The 14,659-nt window shown below is 75.9% G+C and carries 11 protein-coding genes; 4 read left to right on the top strand and 7 right to left on the bottom strand.

What is annotated here, in order from left to right:
* Positions 1 to 9: 9 nt before the first annotated feature.
* Together hemG and hemE are read right to left on the bottom strand one after the other, a co-directional pair.
* Complete coding sequence (hemG, locus tag ATL51_RS26665; RefSeq protein WP_100880309.1) at positions 10 to 1,548, bottom strand: protoporphyrinogen oxidase; 1,539 nt, start codon at positions 1,546 to 1,548, stop codon at positions 10 to 12.
* Positions 1,545 to 2,639 (bottom strand): uroporphyrinogen decarboxylase, encoded by a 1,095-nt coding sequence (hemE, locus tag ATL51_RS26660; RefSeq protein WP_100880308.1) that lies wholly within the window; start codon positions 2,637 to 2,639, stop codon positions 1,545 to 1,547. The genes hemG and hemE overlap by 4 nt, the downstream gene beginning before the upstream one ends.
* Positions 2,640 to 2,734: 95 nt before the next feature.
* Between hemE and ATL51_RS26655 the strand changes: the two genes are divergently transcribed.
* From ATL51_RS26655 to ATL51_RS26645, 3 genes are all read left to right on the top strand, one after another.
* On the top strand, positions 2,735 to 3,355 hold the full coding sequence (locus ATL51_RS26655; protein WP_100880307.1) for a DUF3000 domain-containing protein: 621 nt from the start codon (positions 2,735 to 2,737) through the stop codon (positions 3,353 to 3,355).
* Between the two features lie 310 nt (positions 3,356 to 3,665).
* Positions 3,666 to 4,334, top strand: a complete 669-nt coding sequence (locus tag ATL51_RS26650) for a LuxR C-terminal-related transcriptional regulator (protein WP_073577098.1) — start codon at positions 3,666 to 3,668, stop codon at positions 4,332 to 4,334.
* Positions 4,335 to 4,420: 86 nt separating this feature from the next.
* The gene (locus tag ATL51_RS26645; protein WP_301549279.1) at positions 4,421 to 5,602 is read left to right on the top strand and encodes a ribonuclease D; all 1,182 of its coding nucleotides are present in this window, start codon (positions 4,421 to 4,423) and stop codon (positions 5,600 to 5,602) included.
* 52 nt (positions 5,603 to 5,654) lie between these two features.
* Here the strand turns inward: ATL51_RS26645 and ATL51_RS26640 are convergent, their stop codons facing one another.
* From ATL51_RS26640 to dxs, 3 genes are read right to left on the bottom strand one after another with little or no spacing between them, the layout of a single operon-like run.
* Positions 5,655 to 6,821 carry a HAMP domain-containing sensor histidine kinase gene (locus ATL51_RS26640; RefSeq protein ID WP_301549206.1) on the bottom strand — a complete coding sequence of 389 codons (1,167 nt, stop codon included), beginning with the start codon at positions 6,819 to 6,821 and terminating at the stop codon, positions 5,655 to 5,657.
* Between the two features lie 4 nt (positions 6,822 to 6,825).
* Positions 6,826 to 7,503, bottom strand: a complete 678-nt coding sequence (locus ATL51_RS26635; protein ID WP_073577170.1) for a response regulator transcription factor — start codon at positions 7,501 to 7,503, stop codon at positions 6,826 to 6,828.
* Positions 7,503 to 9,443: a 1-deoxy-D-xylulose-5-phosphate synthase gene (gene dxs, locus ATL51_RS26630; RefSeq protein ID WP_100880305.1), complete on the bottom strand. Its 1,941-nt coding sequence runs from the start codon at positions 9,441 to 9,443 to the stop codon at positions 7,503 to 7,505. Before dxs ends, ATL51_RS26635 begins: the two co-directional genes overlap by 1 nt.
* Before the next feature lie 683 nt (positions 9,444 to 10,126).
* Between dxs and ATL51_RS26620 the strand changes: the two genes are divergently transcribed.
* A complete protein-coding gene (locus ATL51_RS26620; RefSeq protein WP_100880303.1) occupies positions 10,127 to 11,506 on the top strand; it encodes a GGDEF domain-containing protein in 1,380 nt (459 codons plus the stop codon).
* Positions 11,507 to 11,737: 231 nt separating this feature from the next.
* Here ATL51_RS26620 and ATL51_RS26615 read toward each other — a convergent pair whose 3' ends face one another.
* Both ATL51_RS26615 and ATL51_RS26610 read right to left on the bottom strand, forming a co-directional pair.
* Positions 11,738 to 13,057 (bottom strand): GGDEF domain-containing protein, encoded by a 1,320-nt coding sequence (locus ATL51_RS26615; protein ID WP_157818541.1) that lies wholly within the window; start codon positions 13,055 to 13,057, stop codon positions 11,738 to 11,740.
* A gap of 199 nt (positions 13,058 to 13,256) precedes the next feature.
* A complete protein-coding gene (locus tag ATL51_RS26610) occupies positions 13,257 to 14,585 on the bottom strand; it encodes an MFS transporter (RefSeq protein ID WP_073577103.1) in 1,329 nt (442 codons plus the stop codon).
* Positions 14,586 to 14,659: the final 74 nt, after the last annotated feature.

Here is a 14,659-nt window from a genome sequence, read left to right as displayed (position 1 = left end):
AGGGTGCCCTCAGCGACCGGTCCGTGCGGCGAGCAGGGCCGGGGCGAGCCGCTCGGCGGCGGCCCGGGCGGTCGCGACACAGGCGGGGACGCCGACCCCGTGCAGCATCGACCCGGCGACCTCCAGCCCCCCGACAGCGGCCACGGCGGCCTCCAGCGCGTCGACGACCGCTCCGTGCCCCACGCCGTACTGCGGCAGACCGCCGCCCCAGCGCTGCACGAACGACGCGACCGGGACGGCGTCGACGCCGTCGAGCACGGCCAGGTCGGCACGGACACGGGCGACGAGCTCGGCGTCGTCGACCTGCAGGCTCGCCTCCTCGCCGAAACGGCCGATCGAGGCCCGGAGCCGGACCAGGCCGTCCTCACCGAGGTGGGCCCACTTCGTCGACGCGTGGGTGACGCCCTTGACCGACAGGGGCTCGTCCGCGGCGACCAGACAGCCGGAGGTGCCGGGCATGCCGGTGACGTCGGCGGCCCGGAAGGCGAGCGCGACGACCGCGGAGGAGGCGAGTTCGATCCGCCCGGCCGCGGCGGCCGCGGCCGGTGCGACCGGCTCCAGCAGCCGGCGGGCGGCGGGTGCGGGGACGGCGAGGACGACGGCGTCGACGTCGAGCGCCTCCGGCTGCGGGACCGGTCCGAGGACGAGCCGCCAGCCGTCGGGGCGACGGTGCAGCTCCCGCACGGTGACGCCGGTGCGCACCCGGGCCCCGGACGCGGCGACGAGTGCGGCGATCATCTCGCGGTAGCCGCCGCGCACGGCGCCGAAGACCGGTCCGACGGCCACCGGCTGCGGCACCGCGGAGGGGCCGGCCCCGGAGCCCCCGGCGGCAGTCGGCACGGCGGCCCGGCTCCCGGCGACCGGCGGTGTGGTGGCGCCGCCCCCCGCCGCCGGTGTCCCGGCGGCGAGGGTGCCGCTGCGCTGGCCGGACGCGGCCATCCCGGTACTGGCCGCCTCGGTGAGCGACCCGGCCCCGGCGTCGAGCGCGGCGGCCAGCGCCGGAACGGTGGCGCGCAGGCCGAGCCGGTCGACCCGCCCGGCGTAGACACCGCCCAGGAGCGGGTCGGCGATCCGGTCGACGACCTCGGGGCCGAACCGGCGGCGCAGCAGCGCTCCGAGCGCGACGTCGGTGCCCGGCTCCCAGTCCAGCGGCGTGGTCGGCTCGGCGGCGACCGCGGCCCGTCCGGCGTCGGACAACACTCCCCCGAGGTCGGCGTCACGGCCGGGCACGCCCATCAGGGTGCCGCGGGGCAGGCCGACGGTCCGCCCGCCGGCGCGGATCGTCGCCGTCGCCGCGGCGGGGTGGGTGAGCGCGTCGGCCAGCCCGATCTCGGTGAGCAGCGCGGGGACCTCGGGGCGGCGGACGAGGAAGGCCTCGGCGCCGACGTCGAAGGGCGTCCCCGCGAGGTCGACCGTGCGCAGCACACCGCCGAGCCGGTCACGCTGCTCGAGGACGACGATCTCGGCGGCCGGGCCGAGCAGCGCGCGCAGCCGGTGCGCGCAGGCCAGACCGGAGACACCGCCGCCGACGACGGCGACCCGGGTCATCGCGACGGACGGTCGCCCGTCGGCCCGGCCACGGGCTGGGCGTGCACCGTCTCGACGGTCCGGGTGATCACGTCCGGGTCGGTGGGGGGCAGGACACCGTGGCCGAGGTTGAACACGTGCCCGCGGGTGCGGGCCCCCTCGGCGGCGATCCGCACGACCTCGGCGTCGACGGCCTCCTGACCGGCGAACAGCACCGCCGGGTCCAGGTTGCCCTGCACGGGCACCGCGCCACCGGCCCGTCGGGCCGCGACGTCGAGCGGGGTCCGCCAGTCGACGCCGATCACGTCGGCGCCGGCGTCGGTCATCGCGCCCAGGAGCTCGGCCGTGCCGACCCCGAAGTGGATCCGCGGCACGCCGGCCCCGGCGAGCGCGCCGAGCACGGCGGCGGAGTGCGGCAGCACGAACTCGCGGTAGTCGCGCTCGGACAGCGCGCCCGCCCAGGAGTCGAACAGCTGGACCGCGTCCACCCCGGCGGCGACCTGCTGCTGCAGGAACGTGCCGGTCAGCACGGCGAGCTTGCCGAGCAGGGCGTGCCACACGTCGGGGGCGGAGCGCATGAGGGACTTGGTCCGCTCGTGGTTGCGGCTCGGGCCGCCCTCGATGAGATAGGAGGCGAGGGTGAACGGGGCGCCCGCGAACCCGATCAGCGGGACGCGGCCCAGCTCGGGCAGCAGCAGGCCGATCGCCTCGGTGACGCGCGCCACCTGCTCGGGCGCGAGCTCGGGCAGCGCCGCGACGTCGGCGGCGGTGCGGACCGGCGAGTCCACGACGGGGCCGGTGCCCGGCACGATGTCCACCCCGATACCCGCCAGGTACAGCGGCACCACGATGTCGGAGAACAGGATGGCCGCGTCCATGTCGTGGCGGCGGACCGGCTGCAGGGTGATCTCGCAGGTCAGGTCCGGGGTGAGGCACGCCTCGAGCATCGCGTTGTCCCGGCGCAGAGCCCGGTACTCCGGCAACGAGCGACCCGCCTGGCGCATGAACCAGACCGGCAGCCGCGACGGCGTCGCACCGCGCACTGCGTCGAGGAACGGTGCTCCCGCGAGGTCGCGGCGGGCGGGGGGTGCGGAGACGATGCCTGCAGTCATGACCTCCTGATGATCCCACGCGGACCGGGCCGGTGCTCGGGCGCCCCGGCGCGCCTGCCAGGGACGACGGGTGTCGCACCCTAGAGTCCGACGCCGTGCCGGACCCGAACTCACCACCACCAGCAGCGTTCCGCAGCGCGGTCCGCTCGCTCGCGTCGGTCCGACCGCGCCCCGAGCTCGTGGTGCGGCCGCTCGAGGCCCCGCCCCGGCTCGCGCCGTACAGCTGGGCGACCAGCGTCGAGGCCGACATCGGGCACCGCGGCGACGGGACCGACGACCTCGACGAGCCGGACACCTCCGGCCGGTTGATCCTGCTCCACGACCCCGACGGCCAGGAACGCTGGGAGGGCACGTTCCGGCTGGTCTGCTTCGTGCAGGCCCGGCTGGAGCCCGGCCAGCTCGGCGACGACATGCTGCCGCGGATCGGCTGGTCCTGGCTGACCGACGCGCTCGAGCACGCCGGCGCCGGGTTCACCGCGCTCGGCGGGACCGTCACCCAGACCTCGTCGGTCCGCTTCGGCGGGCTCAGCGGCGGCGGTGTCGGCCCCGGCGAGGGGCCGCCGCGGGAGGACGACGTCGAGCTGCGCGCCTCCTGGTCGCCCACGGAGAGCGACGGTGATCTGTCCCGACACGCCGTCGCGTTCGCGTCCCTGGTGTCGACCGCTGCGGGTCTGCCGCCGGTCGGCGCAGTGCCGTTGAGCCGATCACCCGGCTGAACGTCGCAGGTCAACGGCATGCGTCGGAAATCTTTCACCCGGAGGGGTGGGACCGCGCCCACATGCATGTAACTTTCCAGGCCGGAAAGACGAATGCACACCAGACGTTAGGCCGCATGGAGGGATACCATCTCTTCCATGGCACCCGCCCGGGCGGCCGAGCGCCACTCTCCGTCCCTCGGGTTCCGGTGTTGGTCGGGGGCGTACGACCGACTCCAGGAAGGTTGACGACGTGGCTGTACTTGGCCAGCAAGTGCCGGCGCAGAGCTCCGGCAGCACCACCGCAGGTGGCGCTCCGATCGGTGGAGCAGTGCTCTCGCCGGGGATCGTCCCGCAGCCGCGGGAGGAGCTGTTCTCGGTTCTCGTCGTGGACGACCACCCGCTGCTCCGGGAGGCGATCGCCGGACGGCTGCGCTCCATGGGAGCGGGCACCGTGCACGAGGCCGCCTCGGTCACCGAGGCGCGGGCACGCGCCCACGCCGCGGGTCCCTGCGACCTCGCGATCCTCGACCTGACCCTGCCGGACGGCAGCGGGCTGGACCTGGTCAGCGAGCTCCGCTCGCTCGGCTGGAACCGACTGGTCGTGCTCGCCTCCTCCGACGACCCGTACGCGGTCCGCTCGGCGTTCCAGGCCGGCGCGCAGGCCTACCTGCTCAAGTCGGCGTCGCCCTCGGTCGTGACCGACGGCGTCAAGCGGGTGCTCGACGGCGGCGTCTACGCCGACCCGACGGTCGCCCCGCTGCTCGCCACCGGGTCCCGCGTGCCGGGCACCGACAACACCCCGCGCGAGCTCTCGGCCCGCGAGGTCGAGGTGCTGCAGCTCGTCGCGGACGGCCAGTCCAACAAGGAGATCGGTGAGGCCCTGAACCTCTCCGCCCTCACGGTGAAGAGCCACCTCTCCCGGATCGGCCGCAAGCTCGGCACCGGCGACCGCGCCCAGATGGTCGCGCTCGCCATGCGCGCGGGGGTCATTCGCTGACTCCCGGGACCGGCGCCGCCGGCGGTACGGACACGACCCGGCCGCCGGCCTCGGCGACTCCGGACGGTTCACCCGATCCGGTACCGCTGCTCCGTCCCGCCGACGGCCTCCCCCCGGTCACCGCGACCCCCGACGACCTCGCCCGCGTGGCGGCGGCGATCGCCGGGGGCAGCGGCCCGGTCGCCGTCGACGCGGAGCGCGCCTCCGGCTTCCGGTACTCCCAGCGTGCCTACCTCGTGCAGCTGCGGCGTGCCGGGGCCGGGTCCGCGCTGGTGGACCCGATCCCGCTGCGCGGCGAGCTGGGTCCGCTCGCCGAGGCCCTCGACGGGCCGGAGTGGGTGCTCCACGCGGCCTCGCAGGACCTCCCGTGCCTGGCCGAGCTGGACCTGCGCCCGGCGTCGTTGTTCGACACCGAGCTCGCCGGCCGGCTGGCCGGACTGCCCCGGGTCGGGCTCGGGCCGATGGTGGAGAACCTGCTCGGCCTCGGCCTGGAGAAGGGGCACGGCGCCGCCGACTGGTCGCGCCGCCCGCTCCCCGAGGACTGGCTGGTCTACGCCGCGCTCGACGTCGAGGTGCTCGTCGACCTGCGCACGGTCCTGACCCGGATGCTCGACGAGCAGGGCAAGCTCGACTGGGCCCGCCAGGAGTTCGAGGCGGTCCGCACCGCCCCGCCGTCCCCGCCGCGTGCGGAGCCCTGGCGGCGCACCTCGGGCATCCACAAGGTCCGCCGCCCCCGCCCGCTCGCCGCGGTCCGGGAGCTGTGGCAGGCCCGTGACTCCCTCGCCGCCGAGCGCGACATCGCCCCCGGCCGGGTCCTGCCCGACGCCGCGATCGTCGACGCCGCGGTGCGCAACCCCGACTCCCCGCAGGCACTGGCCGAGCTGCCGGTGTTCCGCGGACGCTCCCAGCGCAGGCTGGCCCGCTACTGGTTCGACGCGCTCCGCCGGGCCGCCGACCTCCCCGAGACCGAGCTGCCGCGCGGCGCCGCCACCACCGACGGCCCGCCGCCGGTGTCGCGCTGGGCCGACCGGGACCCCGACGCCGCGGCCCGGCTCGCCGCCGCCCGCGCGGCACTGGCCACGGTCTCCGAGCGGCACGACGTGCCGGTGGAGAACCTGCTGCAGCCCGACCTGCTGCGCCGGGTCTGCTGGACCCCGCCCACCGACGGCGACCTCCCGGCCGCCCTGGCCGCCGGCGGCGCCCGTCCGTGGCAGGTCGAGCTGCTCGCCCCGCTGCTCGAACCGGCTCTGGCCACCCGCGCCCGCTGAGCCGCCCCGGGCCGCGTCCCGGGTGAGGCACCCGGACCGGGTCGGCGTCCGGTCAGCGGGCGAGGACCGGGGCCCCGCCCGAGGGCTCCGGGGCCGTGCTGTCGTCGGGCAGCGCGACGTGCACCTCCAGTCCCCCACCGGGCACCGCCTCGGCGTGCACGGCCCCGCCGTGCGCGGTGGCCACCGACCGCACGATCGACAGCCCCAGCCCGGAGCCGCGGGTGTGGGCGGTACGGGCCACCGGGCCCCGCCGGAACGGCTCGAACAGCTCGGCCACCCTGTCCGGGGCCAGCTCCGGCCCGGACGACGCGACCCGCAGCACGACCCCCGGCCCGGGCGTGCCGGTCCCGCAGCCGACCTCGATCCAGCCGCCGTCGCGGTTGTGCCGCACCGCGTTCTCCAGCAGGTTCGCCACCATCCGGCGCAGCAGCGGCTCGTTCCCCCGGGTCGTCGCCGGCCGGGGGTCGGTGCGCACGACCAGGCCGCGGACGGCGACGTCCCCGGTCACGGCCGCGAGCTCCGCGGCGACGAGCGCGGCCAGGTCCACCGGCACCCGGTCGGAGCCCGGCATCGCTCCCCCGGCCTCGGTGCGGGCGAGCAGCAGCAGCCCGCTGACCAGCTCGTCGCAGCGGCGGCCCGCCTCCCGGACGACCCCGGCCATCCGGCGCAGCTCCTCGGCGTCGGCGTCGGGGTCCTGGAGCGTCACGTCGATCTCGGTGCGCAGCACCGCGAGCGGGGTGCGCAGCTCGTGCCCGGCGTTGGCGACGAACCGGGACTGCGCGTCGAACGCGGCCTGCAGCCGGTCGAGCATCGCGTCGACGGCGGCGGCCAGCTCGGCGACCTCGCCACGGGCACCGGCGAGCGCGACCCGCTCGTCGAGCGAGCTCGCCGAGAGCCGCGAGGTGGTCTCGACGACCCGGCGCAGCGGGTACAGCACCCGCCCGACCAGCACCCAGGACGTGACCGCCCCGGCCGCGACGACCAGCGGGAACGCGATCAGCCCGGCCCGCAGCACCTCGGCGCGGGCCGCGGCGGCGACCGCGTCGCGGGCGGTCTCGGCAGGCACGGCGACCCCGCCGACGAACACCGTCCCGGGCAGCGCCGGGGTGCCCGCGACCACCGCGCCGACCAGCATCCAACCGAGCCAGAGCAGCAGCGCGGCGACCGCGGCGACGAGCGCCGTCGCGAGCAGCGTCAGCCGCGGCCGGAGGGCGCCCACGCCGTCACGCCGTGGGGGTCCCGTCGGCGGGCACCCGGTACCCGGCACCGACGACGGTGTCGATCGGCCCCGGCGCGCCGAGCTTCTTGCGCAGGGTCATGACGGTGACCCGCACCGTGGTGGTGAACGGGTCGGCGTTCTCGTCCCAGACGCGTTCGAGCAGCTCCTCCGAGGACACCACGGCCCCGCCCGCGGCGAGCAGGACCTCCAGCACGCCGAACTCCTTGCGGGTCAGCTCGACCGGCCGCCCGGAGCGCAGCACGGTGCGCCGGGCCGGGTCCAGCACGACGTCGCCGGCCCGCAGCGTGGGTGGCACCGCCGGGGTCGCCCGGCGACCGAGCGCCCGGACCCGGGCGACCAGCTCGGGGAAGTCGAACGGCTTGACCAGGTAGTCGTCGGCGCCGCGGGACAGTCCCTCGACCTTGTCCGCCGGGGTGCCCGACGCGGTGAGCATCAGAACCCGGGTCAGGCCGCCCGCCGCGACGAGCTCGTCGCACAGGTCGTCGCCGCTGCGGCCGGGCAGGTCCCGGTCGAGGACGGCGACGTCGTAGCGGGTCACCGACAGCTTCTCCGAGCCCTCGTCGCCGTCGTAGGCCACGTCGACGGCCATCCCGTCCCGGCGCAGGCCGCGCACGACGGCGTCGGCCATCGCCGGCTCGTCCTCGACGACGATGACGCGCATCAGCGGGTGCGCTCCCGCCCGGGAACGGCACCCTCGGGGGTCGAGGGGACCGCCGCGGCCGCCCACTCGGTGATCCGGCGGGCCATGTCCTGCTCGGTCAGCCCGGTCGCGGCGAGCACGTCGTCGCGGCTGCCGTGCTCCAGGTACTCCTGGGGCAGCGCGAGGTCGCGCTGGCGCACGTCGAGCTCGGCGGCGCGCAGCGCGTCGGACAGCGCGGAACCGAACCCGCCGTGCGTGCCGCAGTCGGAGACGGTGACCACGAGCTGGTGGTCGGCGGCCAGCGTGAGCAGCTCCCGCGGGACCGGCAATACCCACCGCGGGTCGACGACGGTCACGTCGACGCCCTGGTCGGCGAGCCGCCGGGCGACGGCCACACCGGCCGTCGCGAACGCCCCGACGCAGACGAGCAGCACCTGGGAGCGCCCGTCGGACGGCTCGTGCAGCACGTCGACCCCGGCCGGGCCGTCGAGGCGGCGCAGCGCGGGCACCGAGCCGACCACCGAGCCCTTGGGGTAGCGCAGGGCGGTCGGGCCGTCGGTGACCGCGGTGGCCTCCCGGAACTCCTCGCGCAGCGTCTCCTCGTCGCGGGGGGCCGCGACCCGCATGCCGGGCACGATGCCCAGCAGCGACAGGTCCCACATCCCGTTGTGCGACGGGCCGTCGCTGCCGGTGACCCCGGAGCGGTCCAGCACCAGCGTGACGCGCTCGCGGTGCAGGCCCACGTCCATCAGCAGCTGGTCGAAGCCACGGTTGAGGAACGTCGAGTACAGCGCGACGACGGGGTGCCGCCCGGCCCGGGCCAGCCCGGCGGCGGTGGTCAGCGCGTGCTGCTCGGCGATCCCGACGTCGACGATGCGGTCCGGGTGGGCGGCCGCGAACGGCGCCAGGCCGGTCGGGCCGAGCATCGCCGCGGTGATCGCGACGACGTCGGTGCGCCGCGACCCGAGCGCCACCATCTCCTCGGCGAACACGTCGGTCCAGCCGGTGACCGGGGTACCGGTGGGCAGACCGGTCTCCGGGTCGAACGCGGCCGGGCTGTGCATCTGCTCGGCCTCGTCGTTCTCCGCGGGCGGGTAGCCGTTGCCCTTGCGGGTGACCGTGTGCACGATGACCGGCCCGCCGAAGCGCTTCGCCCGGCGCAGCGCGGACTCGAGCTGGCCGATGTCGTGGCCGTCGACCGGGCCGAAGTACTTGAGCCCCAGGTCGGAGAACAGCTCCTGGGGGGAGAGCGCATCCTTCACCCCGGCCTTGAACGCGTGCAGGCCGGCGTAGAGCGCGGGCCCGACCACGGGGGTGCCGCGGACGGTGCGCTTGCCGGCCTCGAGCACCCGCTCGTAGCCGGGCTGCAGCCGCAGCGACGCGAGCCGGTCGGCCAGCCCGCCGATGGTCGGCGAGTAGGAGCGGCCGTTGTCGTTCACGACGACCACGACGTTGCGGTCCTCGCCGGCCGCGATGTTGTTGAGCGCCTCCCAGGCCATGCCGCCGGTCAGCGCCCCGTCGCCGATCACGGCGACGACGTGCCGGTCGACCCCGGTCAGGGCGTGCGCGCGGGCGATCCCGTCGGCCCAGGACAGCGACGACGACGCGTGGCTGGACTCGACGTGGTCGTGCTCGGACTCGGCGCGGCTCGGGTAGCCCGACAGCCCACCGGTCTTCTTCAGCCGGTCCCAGCCCTCCTGACGGCCGGTCAGCAGCTTGTGCACGTACGCCTGGTGCCCGGTGTCCCAGATCAGGGTGTCCTGCGGGGACTCGAAGACCCGGTGCAGGGCGATACTCAGCTCCACCACACCCAGGTTGGGCCCCAGGTGGCCCCCGGTGCGGGACACGGCCTTGATCAGGAACCCACGGATCTCGGCCGCGAGCGAGGTCAGCTCGTCGGGCCCGAGCCCTCGCAGATCGGCCGGGCGCCGGATCGCCGAGAGTCCCCGGTTCGTCGTCACGTACTGCCTCCTCGCCGCCGGTCCCGTTCGGGTGTCCTCCACGGCGGAGGGACCGCAGGGAGGACCGGCATCGACTCGTGGTCCCACTCTACGGACCGGTAGCCGAGGCGACCCGATGGCGCTGCCGGGCGCGGCGGGCGTCGTCCGTCACCCGGACGGTGCCCGCCGCGTCCCGTGCTGCGACGCGGTACGTCCACTGTTCTCACCAACCCCAGTTGCGCATTGTCGATCTCCTTTCGCACTCGGACCCACAGTTGATCGACACAATGACCGCGGCCCTTACCGCGGACGCCTTCACCAACCCCAGTTGCGCATCGGACACCCCTTTCCTGATCGACATCCCGCACGTCGCGGCGCCGCCGTGACATCACGGGACAGCAATTACCGGCATACCGACATCGTCTCTCACGCATTCATCGGTGCCGCCGCCGGAAAGGGTGACCCGCCGCCGCCCCGCGAACAAACCAGGGAGCACCATTGCGATATCAACAATCACCGGCCCGGCCGTGCGGCCGGGCACTCAGCGTGATCACGCCACTCGTCCGAGCAGCTACGACGCGATCACGAAGCCGTATCGATCACTGACGGCGACGAGTGCGGTTAGGATCACGGAGGGGCGGCACGCCGGTCGCTGCTGTGGACGGGCAGGATCGGGTGGGACGACGCCGGCGAGGGAGGGACGTATGGCCCGGGAACCGGTCCGGCTGCACCAGGTCACCCGCTGGCCGATCTGGTCCATCCCGGGACGGCTGCTCGGCCCGGTCCTCGCCGTGGAACTGCTGGCGGTCTGCCTGGTGCTCGCCGGTCTGCTGAACCCGCCCCGGCTCGACCACGCGACCCTGGTGCTGCTCGCCACGCTGACCGTGGCCGGGATCCTGCACACCGAGGTCGTGGCCGGCGTCGAACGCATCCGGCGCTACACCGCCGAGACCCACCACGTGAACCTGACCTCGGTCTGGACCTTCGCCTCGGCCCTGCTGCTGCCACCGGTACTGGGCGCGTTCGTGGTGGTGGTGGTCTACACCCACCTCTACGTCCGGGTGCTGCGGCCGGTGCCGCCCCCGGACCGCAGGCCGGTCTACCGCGAGGTCTACAGCACCGCGACGGTCATCCTGTCCGTGCACGCGGCGGCCGGGGTGCTCGCCGCGACCCGGCCCGGCGAGCTCTACGGCAGCCTGCCCGGCACCCTCGCACTGCTGCTCGCGCTGCTGACCTACACCGTCGTCAACACCTGCCTGGTCCTCGGCGTGGTCGCGGTGGCCAGCCCGGACACCCGGGTGGTGCGCATCCTGTTCGGCGGCGACGAGCTCACCCTGGAGCTGGCGACCCTCTGCCTGGGGGCGCTGACGGCGGGGGCGCTGGCCGCGAGCGGGCCGTTCGTCGCGCTGCTCGCGGTACCGCCCATCCTGGCCCTGCACCGCACGATCCTGGTCCGCCAGCTGCGCGAGCGGGCCGACACCGACGCCAAGACCGGGCTGCTCAACCACGCGGCCTGGCACCTGCGCGGGACCCACGAGCTGACCCTCGCCGAACGCGAACGGCGGCCCGCGGCGCTGCTGATCCTCGACCTGGACCACTTCAAGGAGATCAACGACACCCACGGCCACCTCTACGGCGACCAGGTCCTCGCCGCCACCGCCCAGATGCTGCGCGAGGAGCTGCGCGACCACGACCTCGTCGGCCGGTTCGGCGGGGAGGAGTTCGTCGTGCTGCTCCCCCGGCTCTCCGGGAACGACGGGCGCGAGGAGGTCCGGCAGATCGCCGAGCGTCTGCGCAGGCGGATCGCGGGCGGCTCCGGCCCGGTGGCACCGCCGGACGGGGTCCCGGCCCAGCGGCTGCCCGCACCGTCCCCGGGCGCCGCCCGGACCGACGGCCGTCCGTCGCCCCGGGCCGGCGCCGGGATCACCGTCTCGATCGGCGGGGCGCTGTTCCCCGACGACGGCCACGCCCTGACCGGCCTGCTCGAGGTCGCCGACTCCGCGCTCTACGCGGCCAAGCGGGCCGGGCGCGACGCCGTGCGGATCGGGCGCCACACCTTCCCGGCCGAACCCGAACACGCCTGACGCTCCCGCGCCGACGCCGCCCCCTTCGGGACGGAGCCGATCAGCCGCCGCGGCCCGGCGCCCCCGGCGGCCCGGCGGCCCGGCGCCCCCGGCGGCCCGGCGCCCCCGGAGGCCCGGCGGCCCGGCGGCCCGGAGCCCGGCGACCCGGTGGCGTATGCCCCGTCGTCCCGTCGCCCACGTCGTCGTGGGGCGGCCCCGGTGCCCGGTGCGGCGGACCCGGTCGCGCGGGGGTCAGCGGCCGGGGACGCTCCCGTCGCGCCCGGTCCGGACCTGGTCGCGCCCGGCCCGCTTGGCCGCGTAGAGGGCGTGGTCGGCGACCTGCAGCAGCTCGTCGAGGGACTCGCCGTCGCCGCCGGTCACCGCGACCCCGACCGACACCGACAGGTCGCAGATGGTGATGCCGCCGCCCGGGCCGTCGACGTGCACAGCCAGCGACCGGACGGTCCGCCGGATGCGCTCGGCCGCGTTGTGGGCGAGCTCGCGTCCCTCCGGCCCCACCGGCAGCCCGGCCAGGAGGACGACGAACTCCTCCCCGCCGAACCGCCCGACCGGGTCGACCTCGCGGACCTGGGCCTTCAGCGTCCCGGCGACGGCGGAGAGCACCTCGTCCCCGGCGAGGTGGCCGTAGCCGTCGTTGACGGCCTTGAAGTGGTCCAGGTCGAGGATCAGCACCGCGACGGCACCGCGCTGGCGCCGCGCCCGGGCGAGCGCCCGGTGCGCGCGGCCCCGCCACGCGACGGCGGTCAGCAGGTTGGTCTTGGCGTCGGTGTTCGCCCGCTCCTCCAGCTGCCGGATCAGTACCGCCCGGTGCAGCACCAGCAGCGGAGGGAGGACCAGAAGCACGAGCAGCACCTGGCGCTGCACGGCGAGCGCGGCCAGTACCGCCAGACACAGCGTCGCGCCCTCCAGCACGTGGTCGTCCCAGTCCCCCACCAGCCGTCGCCACTGGGGGCGGTGCGGCGAGGACAGCGCCAGCGCGGTCGCGACGAGCAGCTGGTTGACCAGTCCGTAGACCGCCATGGCCAGCAGCAGCGACAGGTAGCCGACCACCCGGCTCCCGCCGCCGACCCCCGCGGCCGCGGTGAGCGACTCGGACGGGACGAGGACCGAGGCGGCCATCGCGGCGAGCACGACGGTCGCGGTGGTGTAGGCGTGCCGGTACAAGTGCGCCCCGGCGGGACGCCAGACCCGCCACCACAGGTGGCCGTAGACGGCCACGACCACCAGGCCCGCCATCCCCGGCGACAGCAGCAGCGCGGCCGCGAAGGTCCAGACCGTCGACAGGTCGAAGTAGGAGACGTGTGCGACCCGCCGGCGCACCCGCTCGATGCCGGTCGCCAGCTCGGTGTGCACCGCGCCGAGCGCCGCGAGACCGAGTGCGCCCAGTGCCAGCAGGCCGGTGTCGCGGTCCCACGGCAGCCGGGCCACATCGGTCACGACGAGCACCACGGCGGTGAGCTCGACGAGCACCAGCACGGCGAGCACCCGCGCCGGCAGGCCGCGGAAGGGCCAGCGGGGACGTTCGGGCTCACCACTCCGGATCCCGGTCACGAGCACCTACCCGAACGGACGGGACCGATCGGCACACCGCGTTCGTCCGACACCGTCGATGTCACCCGAACGGGTATAATGGACGTCGATTCGTCACGTTGAGTGACACGAATGGCGGCGGTGCCGTCGTACCGGACGACAGGAGGTGACATCGTGCGCAACCGAGGCTGGTGATCACCGGGAACCACGCGTGGCGGGGTCATGCGACCGCCCCCGGACCGGCCGACCGGAGCATCCGGACCGCGCCGAGGGCGAGCACGATCCCCACCGCACCGAACACACCGAGCGCCGTCGCCGGAGCGGTCCACTCGGCCAGCATCCCGCCGGCGAGGACCGCGACCCCCTGGGTCGCCACGAGACCCGACGCGGCGACGCCCACGGCGCTCCCGCGCACCGCGCTCGGCGTGGCCCGCGCGAAGCCCGACTGGGCGGCGATCAGGCAGGCCGTGGCGCAGGCTCCCGACACCGCCCAGAGTGCGACCGCCTGCCACAGGCCGGCCGCCAGCGGCGTCAGTGCGAGCGGTAGCGCCGCCCCGACGGCCAACGGCACCAGGCCGCGCTCGCGCAGCCGGGCCGGCAACACGTAGGCGACGAGCAGGGCCCCGACCGCGCTGCCCGCCGGGTCGGCCGCCATCAGGAGCCCGGTCGCCGCCGGGCCCGCCCCGATCGCGACGGCGTAGGCCGCCGCCAGCGCCTCGGGCAGCACGAAGATGCCGAGCATCCAGGCCATGAGGGCCAGCGAGCGCCGCCGGGGGTGGCCGAACACGACCGGCAGGCCGGCCAGCGCCGACCGCCACCAGGCGCCGGACCGGGCCGCCCACCGCGTCGCAGACCCGGGCTCCGACGCCGCCGCGGTCTCCGCGGCGGTCGCCGCCGACGGTCCGGCCGCGACCGCCGCGTGCCGGGACCGGACACCGAGGGCGACGAGCACCGCCGAGCCGACGAACGTCGCGGCGTCGACCAGCAGTGCGCCGCGCGGGGTCAGCGTCGCGACGAGCAGACCGCCCCCCGCGAAGCCCGCCACCTGCGCCACCTGCACCGAGACCTGGCGCAGCGCCAGGCCTCGGGCGAGCAGGTCTCCGGACAGCAGGTCGGGCAACAGGGCCGAGCGGGCCGCGGTGTGCGGGCCGCCCAGCAGGACGACCAGCACCAGCAGCGTCCCCAGGACCGGCAGCCCGGGACCGGGCACGGCCATGGCGACGACGAGACCGGCCCGGACCAGGTCGGTCCCGATCAGCAGCCGGCGACGCGGCCACCGGTCGGCGAGGTGGCCGAGCAGCAGCCCGCCGAGCAGCGCGGGCAGGAAGGTCAGCGCGTAGACCCCCGCCGACCACGCGACCGAGCCGGTCTCGCTCAGGACCAGGACGGTCAGCGCGACCCGCGCGACCTGGTCGCCGGCGACCGACAGGATCTCCGCGGTCCACAGCGCGCGGAAGTCCGGGACGGAGAAGGGGCCGCGGACGCCGGCGGCGGGATCGGGGTCGCGAGGCTCGTCGCCTCCCGTCCCGGAGCCGCCGCGCTCGACCATCGGCGTGGGGTCCCTTCGGAGTCCGGCGTGGGTGGCCCGCTGCGGACCCGGCACCCGACCTCGGCACGGGGCCT

The sequence above is a fragment of the Pseudonocardia alni genome (assembly GCF_002813375.1).
GTDB lineage: Bacteria > Actinomycetota > Actinomycetes > Mycobacteriales > Pseudonocardiaceae > Pseudonocardia > Pseudonocardia alni.
The sequence above is the reverse complement of the archived record's forward strand: the minus strand, read 5'-3'. Positions and strand labels throughout refer to the sequence as shown.

What these genes read in the sequence shown, in the direction of transcription:
- hemG (WP_100880309.1), bottom strand. Translation starts at nt 1,548, where the DNA reads ATGACCCGGGTCGCCGTCGTCGGCGGCGGTGTCTCCGGTCTGGCCTGC.
- hemE (WP_100880308.1), bottom strand. Translation starts at nt 2,639, where the DNA reads ATGACTGCAGGCATCGTCTCCGCACCCCCCGCCCGCCGCGACCTCGCG.
- ATL51_RS26635 (WP_073577170.1), bottom strand. Translation starts at nt 7,503, where the DNA reads ATGCGCGTCATCGTCGTCGAGGACGAGCCGGCGATGGCCGACGCCGTC.
- ATL51_RS26620 (WP_100880303.1), top strand. Translation starts at nt 10,127, where the DNA reads ATGGCCCGGGAACCGGTCCGGCTGCACCAGGTCACCCGCTGGCCGATC.
- ATL51_RS26610 (WP_073577103.1), bottom strand. Translation starts at nt 14,585, where the DNA reads ATGGTCGAGCGCGGCGGCTCCGGGACGGGAGGCGACGAGCCTCGCGAC.